Here is a 20188-nt window from a genome sequence, read left to right on the forward strand (position 1 = left end):
AAAGGCCGGTCGCGTCATTGCGGCCGGCCTTTTTGATGGTATCGCTGCTTATTTTCACAGCTTCCCGCTTCCATCCATCGCTCCGGTGGGGTACAACTGTCCGAGAACACAACACAGCCCACGGAGGAACCATATGGCCGTCCATCCCTTGGCCGGGAAGCAGGCGCCGGAATCCGTCCTGCCCAACATCCCGCGTCTCATGACCTGTTTTTACGAGCTCACGCCCGACCCGGCGAACCCCGACCAGCGCGTTGCTTTCGGAACCTCGGGCCATCGCGGCGTGTCCTCCAACGGCTCGTTCAACGAGAACCACATCGCGGCCGTGACACAGGCCGTGTGCGAGCACCGCGCGGCCAAGGGCATCAACGGTCCGCTCTTTCTGGGCATGGACACCCACGCCCTGTCCGAGGCGGCCATGGCCACGGCCCTGGAAGTCCTGGCGGCCAACGGCGTCACGGTCATGTACCAGAAGGATTTCGGCTACACGCCAACGCCCGTCATATCCCACGCCATCCTTACCTGGAACCGCGACCACAAAGACGCCACGGCCGACGGCATCGTGATCACGCCGTCCCACAACCCGCCGGACAACGGCGGCTTCAAGTACAATCCACCGAACGGCGGCCCGGCCGACACGGACGTGACCAAGGCCGTGGAGGAGCGCGCCAACGAGCTCCTGGAGAAGGACCTCGCCGGCGTAAAGCGTATCCCTTATGCCCGCGCCCTGAAGGCCGAGACCACCCGCGAGTACGACTATGTGCAGCCGTACGTGGCCGATCTGGCGGACATCGTGGACATGGAGGCCATTGCCCGCGCCGGGCTAAAACTGGGAGCCGACCCCCTGGGCGGATCGGGCATCGGCTTCTGGGAGCCCATTGCCGAGCACTACGGCCTGGACATCACCGTGGTGAACAAACACGTGGACCCGCGCTTCGCCTTCATGCCGCTGGACAAGGACGGCGCCATCCGCATGGACTGTTCGTCGCGCTTTGCCATGGCCGGTCTGCTGGCGCTCAAGGACCAGTTCGATCTCGCCTTTGGCAACGACCCGGACTTCGACCGCCACGGCATCGTGACCCGCACCGGACTGATGAACCCGAACCATTTTCTGGCCGTGGCCGTGGATTATCTCTTCGACCACCGGCCTGGCTGGAGCTCGGACCTCAAGGCCGGCAAGACCGTGGTCACGTCCATGATGCTGGACAAGGTGGCCGCGGCCAAGGGCCGCGCCGTGTACGAAACGCCCGTGGGCTTCAAGTACTTTGTGGAAGGGCTCGGCACCGGTTTCCTTGGCATCGGCTGCGAGGAGTCGGCCGGCGCGTCATATCTGCGCAAGAACGGCGCTGTGTGGACCACGGACAAGGACGGCATCATCATGGACCTGCTCGCCGCCGAGATCATGGCCGTGCGCGGCAAGTCGCCCGACATCATCTACAACGAGCTGGCCGAGAAGTTCGGCGCGCCGCTCTACGAGCGTTACGAGGCTCCGGCCAATCGCGAGCAGAAAGCCGCCTTCAAGAAGCTCTCGCCGGAGATGATCACGGCCGACTCCCTGGCCGGCGACCCCATCGAACAAATCCTGACCAACGCGCCCGGCAACAACGAGCCCATCGGCGGCCTCAAGGTGGCGACGCAGAGCGGCTGGTTCGCGGCCCGGCCCTCCGGCACCGAAGACGTCTACAAGATCTACGTGGAAAGCTTCAACGGCGAGCGCCATATGAAACAGCTGCACGAGGAAGCCCAGGCCATCGTGGACGCCGCGTTCAAGGCGGCCGGAGTGTAACACTCAGTTATTAAGAGAGCCTCCGGCGGCCGGGGAACACTGTTCCCCGGACCCCAGTTCTGGGTCCAGGGAGCTGTGCTCCCTGGTGGGAGCCCGAGGGCTAAGCCCCTCGGAGTCTTAACCGGAGCCCAGAGACGGGGCGAGGCAGGGGGCCGTTGGCCCCGTGTGGGGTGTTCGATGGGCAGAGCCCCTCGAAGCATACAAGCATAGGATATAATAATGCATCTTCAGCAACCCGAGACCGACGCCATTCTCCGCGGCCTCCAGGACAGTTGCACCATTCTCTCTGGGTTTGTAGCCGCCATTCCGGAAGAGGCGCTCCACCGCGTGCGCGGCGAGGGATTCTGGACCATTGCCCAGCACGTTGCCCACTTGGCGGACGTCCAACCTATGGGGCTCGGGCGGCTCACCCGGATGCTCCAGGAGGACACCCCGGAGTTCATCCCCTTCTTTCCCGATGAGGAAACGAACAGCAAACCGGCGCCGCCCCCGCCTGTCCAGCAATCTCTGGCCGACTTCCAGAAAGGCAGGCAGGCCATTGTCGACCTGCTCACCGGCATAGCCCCCGCCGATTGGGCGCGCACAGCCATCCACCCGGAGTATCAGCAGTACGGCGTGCAGATCTTCGCCCGCCATATCCTGATGCACGACCATTGGCATATGTATCGAATAGAAGAACTCTGGCTCACGCGGGATGCCTATCTGACCAGCATGGGAGGCTGATCCCAATTTGGGGTCAAGGGGCCAATGGTCCCTTGCGGGGTGTCCGAGGGGCAGAGCCCCTCGGAGTCTCGAGCGTCCTCTGATAGACGCCTCCTTCTGCGCATTGCCCCTGCGCACGCCTTCTGGTACCCTTTCCCGATCAATCCGTAACCTCCACAACACGCTGATATCATGCCTGATTTCGTACACCTGCATTGTCATACAGAGTACTCGCTCCTGGACGGGGCGATCCGCCTCAAGGACCTCATTTCCCGCGCCAAGGAGTTCGGCTGCCCGGCCGCGGCCATCACCGACCACGGCAACCTCTACGGCGCCTTGTCCTTCTACATGAAGGCCAAAGCCGAGGGCATCAAACCCATCCTGGGCAGCGAGCTTTACGTAGCCCATCACAACCACCAGGACAGGGAAAGCACCGAGGCCAAGCGCCGCTACCACCTCGTACTTCTGGCCCAGAACGAGGTCGGCTGGCGCAACCTGGTCAAGCTGGTCAGCACCGGCTACCTTAAGGGCTTTTACCACAAGCCGCGCGTGGACAAGGAGCTCTTGCGCCAGCACAGCGAAGGCATCATCGCCCTGTCTGCCTGCCTGGCCGGCGAGATCCCGCGCAAGCTCATGAATGACGGCGTGGAAGCGGCCATCCCCCTGGCCCAGGAGTATGCCGACATTTTCCCCGGCCGGTTCTACCTGGAGCTGCAGGCCAACAACCTGCCGGAGCAGGCCGAGCTCAACGAGAAGGTCATCGCCCTGTCCAGGCAAACCAACCTGCCTCTGGTGGCCACCAACGACTGCCACTACCTGGCCGCGTCGGACTATGAAGCGCACGACGTGCTGCTCTGCATCCAGACCGCGGCCTGCGTGAACGACGAGAAGCGCATGCGCTTCACCACCAGCGATCTCTACTACAAGTCGCCGGAGGAGATGGCCGCGCACTTCCCGGAGCTGCCCGAGGCTATCGCGAACACGGCGCTCATCGCCGAGCAGTGCGATGTGGAGCTGGACCTCAAGTCGCACCACTTCCCGGTCTACTCCCTGCCGGAGGGCAAGTCCCTGCACGAGGAGTTCGTGGACCTGTGCCGCCGGGGTCTGGAGGAGCGCATCGCCAAGGCGCCGTACGAGGTGGACCGCCAAGTCTACGACGAGCGGCTAGAAAAAGAGATCGGCGTTATCGCGGAGATGGGCTTCGAGGGCTACTTCCTCATCGTGCAGGACTTCATCAACTGGGCCAAGGGGCAGAACATTCCGGTGGGTCCGGGCCGCGGATCGGCGGCCGGCTCCCTGGTGGCGTGGGCGCTCAGGATCACCAACCTCGACCCTATCCCGTACAATCTGCTGTTCGAGCGCTTCCTGAACATCGAGCGCGTCTCCATGCCGGATATCGACGTGGACTTCTGCGAGCGTCGTCGCGGCGAGGTAATCAAATACGTGACCGAGAAGTACGGTGACGACAGCGTGGCGCAGATCACCACCTTCGGCACCATGAAGGCCAAGGCCGTGGTGCGCGACGTGGGCCGCGCCCTGGGCATGAGCTTCGGCGAGACCGACCGCATCGCCAAGCTCATTCCGGAAGATCTCAAGATGACCATCGACAAGGCTCTGGAGCAGGAGCCGGAGCTCAAGATCCTGGCCGAGGAAGATCCCACCATCGGCCAGCTCATCGACGTCTCCCGCCGGCTGGAAGGCCTCTCGCGCCACGCCTCCACCCATGCGGCCGGCGTGGTTATCGGCGACAAGCAGCTGGACCACTACCTGCCTCTGTACCGCGGGAAAAAGGACGAGGTCGTCACCCAGTTCGACATGAAGATGGTGGAGAAGGTCGGCCTGATCAAGTTCGACTTCCTGGGCCTGCGCACCATGACCGTGGTCCAGGACGCTCTGGAGCTCATCGGTCGCCAGGGCAAAGAAGTGCCGGACCTGGACACCATGATCCTGGACGACGAGGAGACCTACCAGCTTTACTCCCGCGGTGACACGGACGGCGTGTTCCAGGTGGAAAGCTCGGGCATGCGCAAATATCTACGTATGCTCAAACCTTCATGCTTCGACGACCTCATTGCCATGCTGGCCTTGTACCGGCCCGGCCCGCTCAACTCCGGCATGGTCGACGAGTTCATCAAGCGCAAGCACGGCGAGGTCCCTGTCACCTACCCCGTGCCCCAGCTTCAGGACACTCTCGAATCCACCTACGGCGTCATCGTCTACCAGGAACAGGTCATGAAGATCGCCCAGGTGGTGGCCAACTACACCCTGGGCGGCGCCGACCTGCTGCGCCGGGCCATGGGTAAGAAGAACGCCGCGGCCATGGCCGAGGAGCGTGTGAAGTTCGTGGCCGGCGCCGCCGAGAACAACATCGGCGAGAAGAAGGCCAACGAGATCTTCGACTTGATGGAAAAGTTCGCCGAGTACGGCTTCAACAAGTCGCACTCCGCGGCCTATGCGCTCATCAGCTACTACACCGCCTACCTCAAGACGTATTACAAGGCCGAGTTCATGGCCGCGCTGATGACCTCGGAGCTTTCCAACCAGGACAAGCTGCTCAAGTACATCAACGCCTGCCGCGACATGGGCATTCCGGTGGTGCCGCCGAACGTCAACGTGGGCCGCCGCGAGTTCAACGTCTCCGAGGGCGAGGTTGTCTACGGCCTGGGCGGCGTGAAGAACGTGGGCGACGAGGCCATCAACGAGATCGTCCGCGAGCGCGAGGAGAACGGGCCCTACATCAGTCTGCTCGACCTGGCCTGCCGCATCAACCTGCGCAAGGTCACCAAGCGCGTCTTCGAGCACCTCATCAAGGCCGGCGCGTGCGACTGTCTGGGCGCGACACGGCAGGGACTGCTCGCCTCCCTGGACCAGGTGGTGGCCCGGGCGCAGAAACGCGCCAAGGACAAGGAGTCCGGCCAGACGTCGCTCTTTGCCATGGTGCCGGAGTCCGAGGCGCCGGTCACGCCTGGCGTGGGCTTCGACTGCCCGGAGCAGGGGATGGAGGAGTGGGAGGACGAGCTGCGCTCCGGTTTCGAGAAAGACGCCCTCGGCTTCTACCTCACCGCCCACCCGCTGCTGCCCTACCGCCGTGAGCTGCCGCGCCTAGGGCTGGAGACGCTGGAAACCTGCGCGGACAAAGCGCCCAAGCAGCCGGTCCGCACCGCCATCCTGATTACCTCCAAGAAGGAGTACATCACCAAGAAGGGCGACAAGATGGCCTTCCTGGGCATCGAGGACCTCACCGGCCAGGGCGAGGCCGCGATCTTTCCGGAGTCGTACCGGACCTACAAGGAGTTCATCAACGCGGACAAGCCGCTGATCATCGAAGGCACTGTGAGCGACCGCTCCGGCCCGGAAGAAGAGGAAGGCCCCAAGCAGGCCAAGCTGCTGATCAACTCCTGCATGTTCCTGGCCGAGGCGGCCCAGGAGTGCACCGAGCCCGTGACCTTTGACCTGCGCGCCGAGCAGCTCACCGGCGAGGGCCTGGCCGCGTTCAAGGCGCTTGTCTCCCGCCACTCCGGCCCGGCCGAGGTCAACCTGCGCGTCCACTACCCGGACGCCTGCTGCCTGCTCAAGCTGGGCGCGAGCTACCGCGTGTCCCCATGCCCGGAGCTGGAAAAGGCCATCCAGCGGCTGGAGTGCCGCGCCCTGGATCCCTGCGAACTCAACGGGCGCGCCCAGGCGTCCGCATCACACTCTGCGGAGGCCAGCCATGCCTGAAGGCCGCTACCGCCTTTCCATCCGTGAATCCTTTGCCGCCTCGCACTGCCTGCGCCACTACCAGGGCAAGTGCGAAAACCTGCACGGCCACAACTTCGAGGTCGAAGTGGCCGTGGAAGGCACAGAGCTCGACCCCAAGATCGAGTTCCTCATGGACTTCAAGGAGCTGCGCACCCGGCTCAAAGAAGCCGTCGCGCCCTTTGACCACGCCCACCTCAACGAGGTCGCGCCCTTTGATCTGCAGAACCCCTCCTCGGAAAACCTCGCGCGCCATATCTATGCACGCCTCAGCCCCACCCTGCCGGATCACGTGATCCTCGTGGCCGTCAGCGTCTCGGAAAAACCCGGCCAGACAGCCACGTATTATCCGGGCTAGTTCTGGGGACGCTGTCCCCCTGGCCCCCGGACCCCACTATATGGGAACAGGGAGCTTAGCTCCCTGGCAAGGGTGTTCGACGATTTTTCAGGATAGAAAATCGGAATGGTGGCAACATAAACGGACCAGAGGTGAGCCCATGGCAAGACGCGCCAAGGAACGCCCCGGAGTCTGAAGCACTAGTTTCTTTTGAGGCGACTCCGTGTGAACTGAGATGGATATAACCTGACACCTGGGCCACCAAAAGGTTGTGGTCATGCCGTCCCTGGCTGGGTATCGATGGAGTTGCGAAGCTTCACGAACCCTTTCGAGGAGAACGCCATGACCACGAAACGCAAAGTAGCACGAAGGAAGATGAGTCTGCTAGAGCTGGCCACTGAATTGGGCAACGTCAGCAAAGCGTGCAAAATCATGGGCTATTGCAGGCAGCAGTTCTACGAGATCCGGCGCAACTACCAGACCTTCGGCGCCGAAGGTCTATTGGACCGCCTGCCCGGGCCGCGAGGCCCGCACCCCAACCGCGTCGACGAGGCTGTCGAGCAGGCAATCCTCGACTACTGCCTGGACCACCCCACGTACGGGCCGCTCCGCGTCGCCCAACAGCTTGTCCTGCAGGGCGTTCAGGTCAGCTCCGGCGGCGTCCGCGGCGTCTGGAGCCGGCACGGCTTGCTCACCCGACACGAGCGACTGCTACGGCTGGAGAAGAGCGTGCGGGCGCAGCGCCTCGAACTCTCGGACGAGCAAATCCGTGTCCTGGAGCGCTTCAGTCCCGAGTTTCGTGACCGGCACATCGAGACGCGCCACACCGGCGATCTCGTGGCCGTGGACACCTTCTTTGTGGGCACGCTCAAGGGGGTCGGACGCGTGTATTTGCAGTCGGTTATCGATTGTCATAGCCGCTACGCCTGGGGCCGGCTCTACACCACCAAGCTGCCAGTGACCGCGGTCCACGTGCTCAACGAGGACGTGCTGCCGTTCTTCGAGGAGCACGGCGCGCGCATTTCGACGATTCTCTCGGACAACGGTCGCGAGTTCTGCGGTCGCCCGGACAAGCATCCGTACGAATTGTTCTTGCAATTAGAAGGGATTGAGCATCGCACGACGCAGGTACGCAGGCCGCAGAGCAACGGCTTTGTGGAGCGGTTGCATCGGACATTGCTCGACGAGCATTTCCGCATCAAGGGCCGCGAGAAGTGGTACGAATCGGTGGAGGAAATGCAAGAGGATCTGGACAGTTACCTGAACCACTACAACCGGGAACGCACCCACCAGGGTCGCGGCATGGACGGCCGAGTGCCCTACCAAGCGTTCCTGGATGGCATCGTAACCGGCGAGGCAGAGGCAGAAGTAATCGAAGAAGCAGCGTAACCATCACCCCGCCAGGGGCGGAGTGTCAGGTGAATACTATCTCTGTACACTCCGTGCTATGCCGGCCTCATTGCAGCAGCGTTGCTATTCTCTGCTTGAACTCAGGCGTTGGAATCTCACTTCGTCGCATACATGCACTATTCAACAAGGGTCCTTTTCCACTAGTCGCCTGCATTACTTTTATCTGAACCAATTTTTCAATGTACTCTATGCGCGCTGTACGGAAAGGCTCTTGCTCTCCATGCCTCAACATAAATGGAATCTCGATAAAAAGCAGATCATTCTTTGTTATTTGATATTTTTTTGATCCGAACTTATCAAGCTGTTCTAAAACTCTTTGGCATGTCCTTCCCCCGCTATGTCCTGACTTTCTGCTTGTAGCTGATTTATAAAATGCTCTGATTCTAACTCGTAACGCTCTGTTCGTCATTCCAACATAGCATGTTCGTTTATATGAAAATTTCTCTCCTTCCGACCCCAGAAAAGTTATTACATAGACGCCTGGGAAATCAGAACAATACGCTATATTTTCATATGTGAGAGGCTGCCACCTCTCCTCCCTAAGATTCTCTAGGATATTATCATACATTCCCACTCTCCCAGTAGAACTAAATCAATTTGTCCTTTTTAAGACGTTACTCCAAGCTATACGCCTACCCTACACTTTTTTACTATATTCCAAGCGTGCTAACGTCCAGCTTGATACATTCACCGACAACTCTATGCAAGTACGGCAGGATGCTGCATCTTATATTTCTCATCTTTACCTCCCGTGATTCTTTAGGTATCGCCAAATGAGGTGATTCGCTCCACTGTTTTTGGCTTCGGAGATATGATCGCATGCGGATAGTGGCGCAACGAGTGAAGGAGGCCCGGGTGGATGTGGCCGGCGAGACGGTCGGCCGTATCGACACGGGCATTTTGGCCCTGGTGGGTTTCGGCGCCGGCGACGGTCCGGAGCTGCCAGGCTCCAAGGCGTGGCGCGCGCTGCTGTCCAGGCTGCTCACCCTGCGCATCTTTCCTGACGATCAAGGCAGGTTCAATCTCGGCCTGGGCGACGTGGAAGGCGGGCTGCTGCTCGTCTCCCAGTTCACCCTGTATGCGGACTGCCGCAAGGGCCGCCGGCCGTCCTTTACGGGAGCGGCTGCGCCGGAGCTGGCCGCGGCCCTGTTCGAGCGCTTCGTGCAGGATGCGACCGCGGCGTATCCCGGCCAGGTGGAGCAAGGCGTGTTTGCCGCGAACATGGACGTTTCCCTGGTCAACTGGGGACCGGTGACCATAACACTCGATGGTGCGGATTTCGCATGACAACCAACGCCATGCAGCAAAACGTCCGGATTCTGATCGTCGATGATTCCAGGACGATGCGCCAAGCCCTGGAGACCATCCTTGCCGAGCGGTACGAGGTGCGCACCGCCCGGGACGGCCGTCACGCTCTGGAGGTTCTGGACTCCTTCGCTCCCAATATTCTGCTGCTGGACATCATCATGCCGCGGCTCGACGGCTTCGGCGTCATCGAGCATATCCGCCGTGTCCGTCGCGACGAACAGACCTTCATCATCATGCTCACGGCCGAGAGCGCCCAAGACATCAAGCCCAAGGCGCTCAACCTGGGGGCAAACGACTTTCTGCTCAAGCCATTCGACCAGGTGGAGCTGCTGGCGCGCATCGGCGTGGCCGCCAGACAGGTGCGCCTTACGCAAGAGCTGCACCACTCCATGGAGCGCATCAGCCGCGAGATAGAGACGGTGGCCGCCTTGCAGACGCGGCTGTTGCCCAAGGAGAGCCCCTATCTGGAGAAGGTGCAGCTACAGAGCCTCTACCGCCCTTCCGGCCAGGCCAGCGGCGACTACTTCGACTACGCCGTGCTGAACGACGACGTGCTGCGGGTGGCCATTGCGGACGTCTCCGGCCATGGCGCCCGCGCCGCGTTCCTCATGGCCATCGTGCGCACTCTCTTCAAGCTCTCGCTGGAACACGACCTGAGCATTGAAGAGACCATGCGCACCATCAACAGTCAGCTTGTGGACATCATCGGCGACGAGGCCGACTTCGTGACAGCCTTCGCCGCCGACCTGAATCTGAAAAAAAGCACGCTTTCCTACATCAACGCCGGCCACTGCCCGGGGCTGCTGCACACGGCCGGCGGGACCAATGTCCAGTTGAACTCCACCCACCCGCTGCTGGGCTTCTTCCCCATAGATTTCGGATGCCGGACCCTGCCTTTCTCGGAGGAGTACTCTCTTTTTCTCTTCACCGACGGCTTTTACGAGTGGGAGCGCAAGCCCGGCGTATTCTTCGAGCTCGACGACTTCCTGGAGCTCGCGGAGGGGCTCATGCCCACAAAAGAATCATTCCTGGAGAACCTCATCGCCAGCCTCAAGGCAGCCGGCGGCAAGCTGCCGGTATTCCGTGACGATCTCACGGCGCTTTGGGTGCATCGTGGAGAAGCCGATGGCTGACGACCTGCGTACCTTTGATGAGAGCAAGCAGCACTATGTTCTGCGAACCCAGGCAAGCCCGGCCGCGAGCAGGCGCCTGGCCAAAGCGGTTCTGACCATACTGAACGACGCGATCACCGATCACGATCTGATGTACAACATCGATCTCAGCCTGTCCGAGGCGTGCGCCAATGTGGTCCGCCACGCCTACGCCAAGGAGCCCTTCTCCAGCAAGCAGCAGATAGAGATCGACCTCACGCTTTACGAGGGCCGGACCATCGAGATCGAGATATCGGATTGGGGCTGCGGCTTTCCTGAATTTCCTGTGGATATAAAGAATGCGAGCCCGGAGGCCGAAGGAGGACGTGGGCTCTTCATCATGTCGGAGCTGGCCGACGAGTTCGAGCTCCGGCGCAACGGCGACCGCAACAGCGTGTATCTCAAGATGCGCGTCGAGGAGAACCGATGGAACCCTTCCGGATAACCAGTGACGGGCCCCTGGTTCGCGTGGAGATTCATGGAGAGTTCAGTCTCGAGTTTACCGATATGCTCAAGCGGCAGCTTGAGCCGTGGCTCGATTCGAAATCCTGCCAGGCCGTGGCCATAGACCTCTCGGAGACCACGTTCATGGACAGCTCCGGCATAGGCTTCCTCGTGGCCAAGGCCTCACGCCTTCGCTCCGAAGGCAAGGCGTTCTACCTGCTCAAACCCAGCCCCAAGGTTCGCCGCATCCTCTCCCTGGTCAAGCTGGAACGTTTCTTCACGAGCCTGGACAACGACGAGGAGCTCGACAAGCTCCTGCCGCACTAGACAACCTACGAGCCAGGAGCGGACCCCATGCCCTACTACATCCGCCATCATTTCGACCCACATTTCGATTATCACCGTCTGTGCCCCCGCGAACGCCTGGACGGCGGCGTGGACCACTATGACCTGGGCTATGTCCAGAACGTGAAGCAGGACCAGCTTCTTGCCGAGATCGTGGATCTGGACGAGGCCGGATCTGATATCGAGCAGCGGTTCGTTGTTGACGAGCCCGTCCTGCCAGCCGGAGAGAACACCAAGCTTGATCCGGAAAATCCACGCCGGCTCCTGGCCGCCGTGAACGGCTACGTATTCTGCGATAATGGCCATATCCATGTCCACGACATCCTTAACGTTCGCCGCGACGTGGACTTCCATACCGGCAATATCAACTTCCTTGGCGACATGATCGTGCATGGCGCAGTGCGTACAGGCTTCTCCCTCAAAGCACGTAATATCAAGGTGTTGGACATTATCGGCGGCGCCGACCTCACAGCCCACGGATCAATACTTGCGCAAGGCGGCATCAAAGGGCAAAAGAAGGCGTCCCTTACAGCACAGAAGGATATGCGTGTCGCCTTTTGCGAAAACGCCCAGCTTACGGCCGGGCGGCATATTCGGGTGGACGGCTCGGCCATGCATTGCCAGCTTTCAGCCAGCGGCAATATCCTGGTCGATGGTCGGCTGCAGGGCGGCAGAGTCGTTACCGGCCGTATCCTATTCGTGCGCGAAATCCTCGGCGGCGGCGTAGGAACCACGACCAGTCTCGTGCTCGGACAGGACCCGCGTCACCTCATCGAGCTGGAAATGATCGAGGAAGAGTTGCTGGATATTGAAGAACGCATGGAATACTACGGCGAACAAATCACATTCGGCCCTGCCCTGCACAGCGAATACAGCGCCAAAATCGCGCGGACGCAGCGCAGGAAGAAGCTTCTGGAGCAACGACGCGACAGCCTCATTGAAATCCTGGACAATCCCCCGGCCAATCCCGATGCGCACCAGATCATCGTGGAAGGAGAAATCCGCCCCGGAGTCATGGTGACGATGGGCAAGGAAAGCATGTTCATAGACGAGATCCGCGGTCCGGCGCGAATCCGCCTCGATGCGGAAGGCCGCCTGGCCATCTTCGATTACATACCAGCCAAATCGTAGTCTTACTCATGGATATCGCAACTCTTATCGGCCTTATCGGGGCGATGGGCCTCATTGCCGGCGCCATCTTTATGGGCGGCGGCGTCGGCGGCTTCATCGACATGCCTTCGGTGCTCATCGTCATCGGCGGCACCTTTGCCGTCACCTTTGTCATGTTCCCCCTCAAAACGGTCTTGAGCTCCTTCAAGGTCGCCATGAAAACCTTCCTCGGCTCCTCCCCGGACCCCAAGCAGAACATCTCGCAGTTGGTCAGCCTGGCGGAAACTGCGCGCAAGGAAAGCCTCGTCGCCCTGGAAAAGGTCTCTCTCGACGACCCTTTCATGGCCCGCGGCGTCCTGCTTGTGGCCGACGGCACCGACGAGACCTTGGTCCGCTCCATCATGGAGTCCGAGATCCAGTCCATGATCAAACGGCACCGCACCGGCCAGAACGTGTTCAAGGGCATGGGGACGTTCTCCCCGGCCTTCGGCATGATCGGCACGCTCATCGGCCTGGTGCGCATGCTCCAGAACCTCGACGATCCTTCCTCCATCGGCCCGGCCATGGCCGTCGCCCTGCTCACGACGTTCTACGGCGCCGTGCTCGCCAACGTCTTCTTCCTGCCCATGGCCAACAAGCTGGCCGAGCGCTCCCAGGAGGAAGCCCACTATATGGAGATCACCACAGAGGGTGTGCTCTCCATCCTTAATGGCGAACACCCCAACATCCTCAAGGAAAAGCTCGCATCCTACCTCGCGCCCAACCAGCGCGAGTCGTCCTAGGGGAAATCGGCCATGCCACGGAAGAAAGAGGCTCCACCACCACCGCCTCCGAAAAAGAACGACGAGCCGCCTGTCGAGGAAGGTCTGCCCATATGGATGGCGACCTTCGCCGACATGATGAGCCTGCTCCTCTGCTTTTTCATCCTGCTGCTCTCCTTCGCCCAGCAGGACATCTCCAAGTTCAAGACGCTCATGGGCTCCATCAAGGAGGCCTTCGGCGTCCAGGTGGAGCGCAAGGAAGCATCCTACGCCGCGTTTTCCCCCTCCAAGTTCGAGCGTAAGGATGTGGAGCTGGAGAAGGACGAAAAGGCCCTGCTCAGCATGGTCCTGCAAATGAAGTCCATCACCAGCGAGCTGAAGATTGAAGACAGCATGAAGATCACCACCGAGGACGACGGCGTCATCGTGCGCATTCCCAACGACGACATCTTCAAGCAAGGCTCGGTGGAGTTCAAACCCGGTGCGGACAAGTACTTCGAGTCCGTGGTGAGCCTGCTCAAGGACCACAACTTCGACGTCGTGGTCCGCGGCAACACGGACGACTCTCCGGCACCGGGCAATCTCTATCCCTCCAACTGGGAGCTCTCCTCGGCGCGGGCCGCTGCGGCGCTTCGCAAGCTCATGCAGATGGGCGACATCTCCGCCGGCCGGCTCAAGGCCGTGGGCTACGCCGACACCCTGCCCCTCTTGCCCAACACCACCGCCGAGAACCGCCAGGCCAACAACCGTTTGGAGTTCTTCTTCCACAAGCCGGATGAACGTAGCTGGTAGCAGCCCCCAGCCGCCCAGATTCCCCCGACCTCCCGGACGCCCATGACCAGCGACGCCGATCCCACCCAGAGCTATACCGCCGAAGGCGTGGCGGACGAGCACGGCCGCCTTGTGGACATCCGCATCCACCAGAGCGGCAAAACGCAGCACATCGCCGGACGCTACGGCGATTCCCAGGACGCGGCCATCCTCCGGCCGTGGCGCGAGGCCCGGGCCCGCGGCGAACGTGTCCTGCCCGTCTTCCTGGGCGCCGGCTTGGGCGGCGCCGTCCGCACCCTGCTGCAGGAGACCGACGACGACGAGCGCCCCCTGCCCCTGGCTGTTGTGGATAAGGAATCACCCATCCTGGCCGTCACCGGCCTGCGCGACGAGCTTTCCGAAGCCTCCCCGGATCGGGTCCTGTTCCTCGACGACTCCGATCCGAACATTGCGCTGGCCGCCATCACCCGCTGGCAGATGCAGAACGGCGGGTTGCCGCTCATGCCCCTGGCCCACCCCTTCTACCTGCGCCTGGACCGCAGCTACTACCAGCCCCTGCGCTCCAGCCTGGCCGCCTCCGGCGAGGCCGACTTCTGGTCCAGAACGCGCTACCCCAAGTTCCGCAGCTCGCCCCCGCGCGTGTTGCTCATCACCAGCCAGTACTTCCTCATGGGCGAGATCGAGGCGGCCTGCAAACGCCTTGGCGTGCCCCACCGCTTCGTGGCCATCCTGGACGACGAGATCGGATCGCACGAGTTCGTGGAGCAGCTGCTCACCGCCGTGGTGGAGTTCAAGCCGGACTTCGTCTTCACCATCAACCACCTGGGCGTGGATCGCGAAGGCGTGCTCATGGAGCTGCTGGACCGGCTCAAGCTGCCCCTCGCTTCCTGGTTCGTGGACAACCCCCACCTCATCCTCTACCTCTATGAGAAGGTCGTCAGCACCCGCGCGGCCATCTTCACCTGGGACGCCGACAACATCGCCACCCTGCGCGACCTCGGCTTCGACCAGGTCCACTACCTGCCCCTGGCCACGGACCCCCACCGCTTCCAGCCGCCCAGGCAGACGCCGGCCCCGGTTGCTGACGTGGCCTTCGTGGGCAACTCCATGGTCTTCAAGGTGGGCCACCGCATGCGCGTGGCCAAACCGCCCAAGCCCCTGCTCGTCCGCTACCGCAGTCTGGCCGCCGAGTTCGGCGAGCACGAGGAACGCTCCGTGCGCCGCTTTCTGGAGCTGGAGCACCCGGACCTCGTGCCCCACTTCGAAGCTCTGGACACCATGGAGCGCCGCCTCGCCTTCGAGGCCATGATCACCTGGGAGGCCACCCGGCAGTACCGCCTCGCCTGCCTTCAGGGCGTCATGGGCCTGAACCCGCTCATCGCCGGCGATCGCGGCTGGCGCATCACCCTGCGCCACGATCCACGCCCCTGGCGCTACCACCACGAGCTCTCCTACTACGCCGACCTGCCCGGCTTCTATCCCAGCGTCACCGTCAACTTCAACGCCACCAGCAAGCAGATGAAAGGCGCTGTGAACCAGCGCGTGTTCGACGCCCCGGCCGCCGGCGCTTTCGTGCTCACGGACTGGCGCGCCCAGATGGACCAGCTCTTCGAACCCGGCGCGGAAGTCATCGCCTACCACTCCCCGGACGAGGCCACCGAGCTGGCCCAACGCTACCTGCGCGACGAACCCGCCCGGCGCACAGTCATCGCCGCCGCCCGTCAGCGCATCCTCGCCCACCACACCTACGACATACGCGTCGGCGAGCTGCTGGAGATTATGAGGCAGTCGTTCGGGTAGACTGACTCAGGTAATTCGAGGGCTCCGCCCCCGAGCACCCGCCAGGGAGCACTGCTCTGTGCAACCGAGGAAGCCATCACACCAATTTGCTTTTGCCAGAAATCACCGGTAGATACCCGTCATGACAGGCAAGCGCCCGATTCTCGTCCTCCAGCTCCAGCGCATGGGGGATCTTGTACTCACGTTCCCGCTGCTGTTGTGGCTGGGCCGGCGGTTTCCGGGCCATCCGTTATGGGTGGCGGCCGAGGAGCAGTTTTCGAAGCAGCTCATCCCCATCAGCCCGCCGGCAACGTATCTGTCCTGGTCCAGTCTGCAGGGCATGCTCCAGCAGCAGTACGAGCTGGTCATCAACCTGAGCCATAGGCCCGAGGCAGCGGCTCTGGCCGGCAGGGTGCAGGCCGAAGAGGTGGTGGGGCCTGTGGAGAAGGACGGGGCCACGTACGTCCGGGGCCACTTCCAGCTCTACCGGGCCAGCCTGGTGCACAACAACCGCCACAACCGCTTCCATTGGGCGGACATGAACGCCCTGGATGTGATCCCGCTGGCTGAGGTGGCCGCCACGAGGTTCTCCGGACCGCGACACATGGGGACGCAGAACCACAGCGTGGGGTTGTTCGTGGGAGCGAGCCAGCCGGAGAAGCGGCCTGACCCGGCGTTCTTTGCCCAGTTGGCCGACGCTTTGGTGAAGCGCGATCTGCGGCCCATGTTCTTCGGCGGACCGGATGACAGGCAGCTCGCTGCGGAAGCGCGGAAGCTCAGCCGCTCCAAGCCCCCGAACCTTGCCGGCAAGTTCGACCTCCCTGGTCTGGTCAAGGCCGGCCAGGGGCTCGCCCAGTTCATCACGCCGGACACCGGCCCCATGCATCTGATGTCCTGGACCGGCGTGAAGACCCTGGACCTTTCCATGGGACCGGTGAACCCGCGCGAGACGGCGCCGCACACACCGGGCCACGCCGTGCTCCAGACCTCTCTTTCCTGCGTGGGCTGCTGGGAATGCGCCGCCGGCCTGGGATACGCCTGCCGCGAGCGGTTCCAGCCCGGCCGCACGGCCATGCTCGCCGAAAGGCTCATGGAGGCGCCTACCCCGGCTGCGTTTGGCACAACAAACGCACTCGACGGCATACGCTTCCGCGGGGTCCGGCTCTTTGCCACAGACCGGGACCGGGACGGCCTGCACTGCCTTGCCCCGCTGAGCGGACGGCCGCCGGCCCCGGCGCGGGAGTTGATGAGCCTGTTCTGGCACGCGGCCTTTGGCGCGCACTTCGGGTTGTGGACGCAGGACCGCCTGGTCACGGCCCGGAAGCAGCTGGCCGAGGCGTTCCCCAAGCTGGACCGCGCCCTGCTCCGCCATCTGCGGACCATGCTGCGGGAGCTGGCTGGCCACGCCGCGCACCGGTCCTCGCAGCAACCTCTGCCCCAGGCGTTCTGGTCATCGCGGCCGCCGTGCACGCGTCCTCTGGCCGGATACATCCAGATGTATGTGGAGAACGAGAACGCCTCGCGAGAGTCGCTGACCCACGCCGCGGCCCTGGTCGAATCGGTCCTGTCAGCCTGGGTGAGCTGATCCCGGCTCTGTCTCCTCCTTTTTCCGCTGATCCTTCCTCAATATAAGCGAACCATGGCGCGGGTCCTGTGCCTGCTCACGCCTGGCCTGTTCCACTCTGTTCGCGTCCGCTTTGCGCCAGCTTCCTGCTGCGTGCATTCGCTCTGGCACGGCTCTTGTTAATTACTCCGGCGAGGAGCATCGCCATGCAGATTTTTCCCGAATATGCAGAGAGAGCCGAGCAGGCCATGAACGCCCTGGGCAAGAGCGCGTCCCAGTCCTACAGCAACGGATACGCCTCATCGTCCCAGCCCTTCGCCGACCTGCTCGACACCCTTGCATCCGCTGACAGCGCGGCCCGCAGCACGGCCCAGAGTACGGCGGATACCCTATACGACACCGGCCGCCGTGCGACCGAATCATATGCCTCACAGACCGCCTCTTCCCCGGACGACTCCCTGGAAGACAGCGCAGCGGGACTCCTGGTCAGTCAGGAAGATTTTGCCGATCTGCGCGGCGATCTGGAAAAATACGGCCTGGACAGCGACGACATCGACGCTCTGGAAGAGCAGGTCAACAGCCCGGAGGGCATGACCTGGCGCGAGCTGATGAACAAGGTGAGCACGCTGGCCGCGCAGCACGTCGAGGGCGGCCAGAGCCTGGACGTGGAGACCAAGCGGCTGCTCACCGGCTTCCTGGGCCGCATTGGCTGCAATATCACGGAGACAAAGGACATCATTGCCGACCTGGACGAGAGCAAGCTGGACGCCGCATGGCAGAAGATAGCGTCCAAGCTCGCCACCCTTTCTCCCACCGATCAGATCACGGTCTCCCGCGACGAGGTCAAGGCCCTGGCCAGGGCCTTCAACGTGCCTGGCACCAACGACGCCTCCCTGTCCGCATTCTTTGCCGGCGGCGGCAAGCTGACCATGAACGCGGCCGGATTGCAGAACCTCGTGTTCATGCTCAAGCAGGCCTCGGGCACGCAGAGCTCGGAAGCGTTGGAAAATGCAGCCGAAAGCCTCAAGTCCATCCACGAGAAGCTCCAGGACGCCATCAGCAACGCCATGGATCGGGCCAAGCGGGAAGAGCTGGCCGACAACAAGGAGACCAAGAGCGTCTCCCAGGCCAAGGTCCGCATCAAGAAGGCCGCGGAAGAGAACTACGGCGAGGCCGCCGGCCGCGTCTCCCGTCCGAACGGCACGGAAGCCGAACAAAGTGACACGGACCACTTCTTCAAGAAGCCCGTGATGGAAAACTCTGCCGACGCCGGCAAGACCGCCGATGCCAAAGACGCCGCCGCAAAGGACGCCAAGGACGGCGATCTGAAGGCCGCCGCGGTCAACAACACCAAGGATGGGGCCGACGAGCTGGCCGAGACCAAGAAGGCCGCCGACGCAGCCACCGACCGCTTCGCCAAGAACCGCGCCGAGAACGCCGCAGTGGCCCAGGACAAGGCCGCCGGCCAGGGCAAGGACAATGCCGGGGGCGGAGGCTCAGACGGCTCCAGCGACCGTGGCGAAAATGGTTGGTCCGCGTTCTGGAACAAGGTCTCCAAGGGCGAAGCCACGGCCGACACGACCAAGAATTTCTACTCTGTCGCGGATACTGCAGCCCAGGCCGAGGCTCGCGCAACCAGCGCGACACAGCGCGCCGACCAGGCGCTGGGCCGCCAGGGTTCCCTGCCGCGCCAGACCCTGCGCAGCCTGGAGCAGGCGTTCATGAAGAATCTGGGCCAGGGACAGCGGCAGCTGACCTTGCGCCTCGATCCGCCGCAGATGGGCCGCGTGCAGGTGATGCTTACGGTGCGGAACAACGAGGTTTCCGCCGTGCTGCGCACCGAGAAGCACGAGACCGGCCAGATGCTGGCCGAGCAGATGCAGCATCTCCGGCACAGCCTGGAGCAACAGGGTCTCAAGGTGCAGAAGCTCGACGTGCAGACGCAGCTCAACAACGACATGAACTCCCAAGGCTGGCTGGGCATGGACCAGCACAACTCGGCTCAGGAGCAGAACGCCCGGCAGCAGGCCATTCACGCCTGGAAACAAATGGGCGGCCGCGGCTCGGATGCCGCATCATTGGCCCACGATGTGCAGAATGGGAATGTGCAGGAACTAATTTCCCAGGGCGGACTGCACCTGATCGCATAACGCGATCCTCCGCCCCGCAAGGAGACATACCATGGCCGTCGTGAACACTAATGAAATCCTGGGCCTTACCAGCTCGTACGGCGCCGCACGCGACCCGAACGAACCGGTCGGCAAATCTGACCTGGACAAAGAGGATTTTCTCACCCTGCTCGTTGTCCAGCTGCAGAACCAGGACCCCCTGAACCCGATGGAAGACACCCAGTTCACCTCGCAGCTCGCCGAGTTCTCCAGTCTGGAGCAGTTGACCAACATCAACAAAGGCGTCGAGTCTCTCAACGGTGGTTCCGAGCGGACAGACATGGTCACGGCCGTGAACTTCATCGGCAAGCAGGTGCGCGCCACAGGCGACGTGGTCGGCAAGACCAACGACGGCGTCTCCACGCTCTACTTCGAGCTCGAAGAGCCCATCGCCCACGGCTTCATCAATATTTTCGACTCGGCTGGCGGCATCGTGAACACCATCCGGCTCAACGCGATGCAGGAAGGCAGCTACGAGATCACCTGGAACGGTGAGGATTACGACGGCAACGAAGCGCCCAATGGCGTGTACCAGATTGCCATGGCCTGCGAAGATCACAACGGCCAGCCCGTACTGGTGGACACCGACGTAAGCGGTACGGTCGTCGGCATCCAAAAGGAAAACGGCGAGTTCTATATGCGTCTGGCTGACGGCCGTATGGTCGACTTCACTTCCATCAAGGAAGTGGTCAACCCCACTACCCCGGCAGACACTACGGACGAAGGAAACAACACAGGCGATGGCGACACGACGGAAGAAGATGGCGCCACCGACGAGGAAGAAGATTCCGGGTCCGACTCCTCCGCATAGGCGGTA

17 protein-coding genes are annotated in these 20188 nt (G+C 62.3%); 16 read left to right on the top strand and 1 reads right to left on the bottom strand.

Features of this window, described 5'->3' with window-relative positions:
• Positions 1-133 precede the first annotated feature (133 nt).
• The 5 genes from pgm (at position 134) to E8L03_RS07825 (ending at position 7949) form a co-directional block, all read left to right on the top strand.
• A complete protein-coding gene (pgm, locus tag E8L03_RS07805; RefSeq protein ID WP_171267015.1) occupies positions 134-1783 on the top strand; it encodes a phosphoglucomutase (alpha-D-glucose-1,6-bisphosphate-dependent) in 1650 nt (549 codons plus the stop codon).
• Positions 1784-2002: 219 nt separating this feature from the next.
• Complete coding sequence (locus E8L03_RS07810) at positions 2003-2506, top strand: DinB family protein (protein ID WP_171267016.1); 504 nt, start codon at positions 2003-2005, stop codon at positions 2504-2506.
• A gap of 171 nt (positions 2507-2677) precedes the next feature.
• Positions 2678-6205, top strand: coding sequence for a DNA polymerase III subunit alpha (gene dnaE / locus E8L03_RS07815; protein ID WP_144233792.1), 3528 nt, complete (start codon positions 2678-2680; stop codon positions 6203-6205).
• On the top strand, positions 6198-6581 hold the full coding sequence (gene queD, locus E8L03_RS07820; protein WP_171267017.1) for a 6-carboxytetrahydropterin synthase QueD: 384 nt from the start codon (positions 6198-6200) through the stop codon (positions 6579-6581). Before dnaE ends, queD begins: the two co-directional genes overlap by 8 nt.
• 321 nt (positions 6582-6902) lie before the next feature.
• Positions 6903-7949 carry an IS481 family transposase gene (locus tag E8L03_RS07825; protein WP_171267018.1) on the top strand — a complete coding sequence of 349 codons (1047 nt, stop codon included), beginning with the start codon at positions 6903-6905 and terminating at the stop codon, positions 7947-7949.
• Between the two features lie 67 nt (positions 7950-8016).
• On the opposite strand, the gene E8L03_RS07830 is transcribed toward E8L03_RS07825, so the two are convergent.
• Positions 8017-8538, bottom strand: a complete 522-nt coding sequence (locus E8L03_RS07830; protein ID WP_171267019.1) for a hypothetical protein — start codon at positions 8536-8538, stop codon at positions 8017-8019.
• Positions 8539-8789: 251 nt separating this feature from the next.
• Here E8L03_RS07830 and dtd point away from each other — a divergent pair, with 251 nt between their 5' ends.
• From dtd to E8L03_RS07885, 11 genes are all read left to right on the top strand, one after another.
• Positions 8790-9257 (top strand): D-aminoacyl-tRNA deacylase, encoded by a 468-nt coding sequence (gene dtd / locus E8L03_RS07835; RefSeq protein ID WP_144233789.1) that lies wholly within the window; start codon positions 8790-8792, stop codon positions 9255-9257.
• Positions 9254-10411, top strand: coding sequence for a PP2C family protein-serine/threonine phosphatase (locus E8L03_RS07840; protein WP_171267020.1), 1158 nt, complete (start codon positions 9254-9256; stop codon positions 10409-10411). The genes dtd and E8L03_RS07840 overlap by 4 nt, the downstream gene beginning before the upstream one ends.
• Positions 10404-10874, top strand: coding sequence for an ATP-binding protein (locus tag E8L03_RS07845; protein WP_144233787.1), 471 nt, complete (start codon positions 10404-10406; stop codon positions 10872-10874). Before E8L03_RS07840 ends, E8L03_RS07845 begins: the two co-directional genes overlap by 8 nt.
• Positions 10856-11200: an STAS domain-containing protein gene (locus E8L03_RS07850; protein ID WP_144233786.1), complete on the top strand. Its 345-nt coding sequence runs from the start codon at positions 10856-10858 to the stop codon at positions 11198-11200. The genes E8L03_RS07845 and E8L03_RS07850 overlap by 19 nt, the downstream gene beginning before the upstream one ends.
• Before the next feature lie 27 nt (positions 11201-11227).
• Complete coding sequence (locus E8L03_RS07855) at positions 11228-12349, top strand: flagellar assembly protein A (protein ID WP_144233785.1); 1122 nt, start codon at positions 11228-11230, stop codon at positions 12347-12349.
• Between the two features lie 8 nt (positions 12350-12357).
• Positions 12358-13110 (top strand): motility protein A, encoded by a 753-nt coding sequence (locus tag E8L03_RS07860; RefSeq protein ID WP_144233784.1) that lies wholly within the window; start codon positions 12358-12360, stop codon positions 13108-13110.
• 12 nt (positions 13111-13122) lie between these two features.
• Positions 13123-13881 carry a flagellar motor protein MotB gene (locus E8L03_RS07865; protein WP_144233783.1) on the top strand — a complete coding sequence of 253 codons (759 nt, stop codon included), beginning with the start codon at positions 13123-13125 and terminating at the stop codon, positions 13879-13881.
• Between the two features lie 42 nt (positions 13882-13923).
• Complete coding sequence (locus E8L03_RS07870) at positions 13924-15660, top strand: CgeB family protein (protein WP_171267021.1); 1737 nt, start codon at positions 13924-13926, stop codon at positions 15658-15660.
• 121 nt (positions 15661-15781) lie between these two features.
• Entirely contained in the window at positions 15782-17224 is a 1443-nt protein-coding gene (locus E8L03_RS07875) for a glycosyltransferase family 9 protein (protein ID WP_171267022.1), read from the top strand.
• Between the two features lie 185 nt (positions 17225-17409).
• Complete coding sequence (locus E8L03_RS07880; protein ID WP_171267023.1) at positions 17410-19353, top strand: flagellar hook-length control protein FliK; 1944 nt, start codon at positions 17410-17412, stop codon at positions 19351-19353.
• Between the two features lie 31 nt (positions 19354-19384).
• Positions 19385-20182, top strand: a complete 798-nt coding sequence (locus tag E8L03_RS07885; protein ID WP_144233779.1) for a flagellar hook assembly protein FlgD — start codon at positions 19385-19387, stop codon at positions 20180-20182.
• Positions 20183-20188: the final 6 nt, after the last annotated feature.

Origin of the sequence: Oceanidesulfovibrio marinus (assembly GCF_013085545.1) — a bacterium.
GTDB lineage: Bacteria > Desulfobacterota > Desulfovibrionia > Desulfovibrionales > Desulfovibrionaceae > Oceanidesulfovibrio > Oceanidesulfovibrio marinus.

What these genes read in the sequence shown, in the direction of transcription:
- dnaE (WP_144233792.1), top strand. Translation starts at nt 2,678, where the DNA reads ATGCCTGATTTCGTACACCTGCATTGTCATACAGAGTACTCGCTCCTG.
- pgm (WP_171267015.1), top strand. Translation starts at nt 134, where the DNA reads ATGGCCGTCCATCCCTTGGCCGGGAAGCAGGCGCCGGAATCCGTCCTG.
- E8L03_RS07880 (WP_171267023.1), top strand. Translation starts at nt 17,410, where the DNA reads ATGCAGATTTTTCCCGAATATGCAGAGAGAGCCGAGCAGGCCATGAAC.
- E8L03_RS07870 (WP_171267021.1), top strand. Translation starts at nt 13,924, where the DNA reads ATGACCAGCGACGCCGATCCCACCCAGAGCTATACCGCCGAAGGCGTG.
- E8L03_RS07825 (WP_171267018.1), top strand. Translation starts at nt 6,903, where the DNA reads ATGACCACGAAACGCAAAGTAGCACGAAGGAAGATGAGTCTGCTAGAG.
- E8L03_RS07830 (WP_171267019.1), bottom strand. Translation starts at nt 8,538, where the DNA reads ATGTATGATAATATCCTAGAGAATCTTAGGGAGGAGAGGTGGCAGCCT.
- E8L03_RS07875 (WP_171267022.1), top strand. Translation starts at nt 15,782, where the DNA reads ATGACAGGCAAGCGCCCGATTCTCGTCCTCCAGCTCCAGCGCATGGGG.
- E8L03_RS07885 (WP_144233779.1), top strand. Translation starts at nt 19,385, where the DNA reads ATGGCCGTCGTGAACACTAATGAAATCCTGGGCCTTACCAGCTCGTAC.
- E8L03_RS07840 (WP_171267020.1), top strand. Translation starts at nt 9,254, where the DNA reads ATGACAACCAACGCCATGCAGCAAAACGTCCGGATTCTGATCGTCGAT.
- E8L03_RS07860 (WP_144233784.1), top strand. Translation starts at nt 12,358, where the DNA reads ATGGATATCGCAACTCTTATCGGCCTTATCGGGGCGATGGGCCTCATT.
- E8L03_RS07855 (WP_144233785.1), top strand. Translation starts at nt 11,228, where the DNA reads ATGCCCTACTACATCCGCCATCATTTCGACCCACATTTCGATTATCAC.
- E8L03_RS07845 (WP_144233787.1), top strand. Translation starts at nt 10,404, where the DNA reads ATGGCTGACGACCTGCGTACCTTTGATGAGAGCAAGCAGCACTATGTT.
- E8L03_RS07810 (WP_171267016.1), top strand. Translation starts at nt 2,003, where the DNA reads ATGCATCTTCAGCAACCCGAGACCGACGCCATTCTCCGCGGCCTCCAG.
- E8L03_RS07865 (WP_144233783.1), top strand. Translation starts at nt 13,123, where the DNA reads ATGCCACGGAAGAAAGAGGCTCCACCACCACCGCCTCCGAAAAAGAAC.
- E8L03_RS07850 (WP_144233786.1), top strand. Translation starts at nt 10,856, where the DNA reads ATGGAACCCTTCCGGATAACCAGTGACGGGCCCCTGGTTCGCGTGGAG.
- queD (WP_171267017.1), top strand. Translation starts at nt 6,198, where the DNA reads ATGCCTGAAGGCCGCTACCGCCTTTCCATCCGTGAATCCTTTGCCGCC.
- dtd (WP_144233789.1), top strand. Translation starts at nt 8,790, where the DNA reads ATGCGGATAGTGGCGCAACGAGTGAAGGAGGCCCGGGTGGATGTGGCC.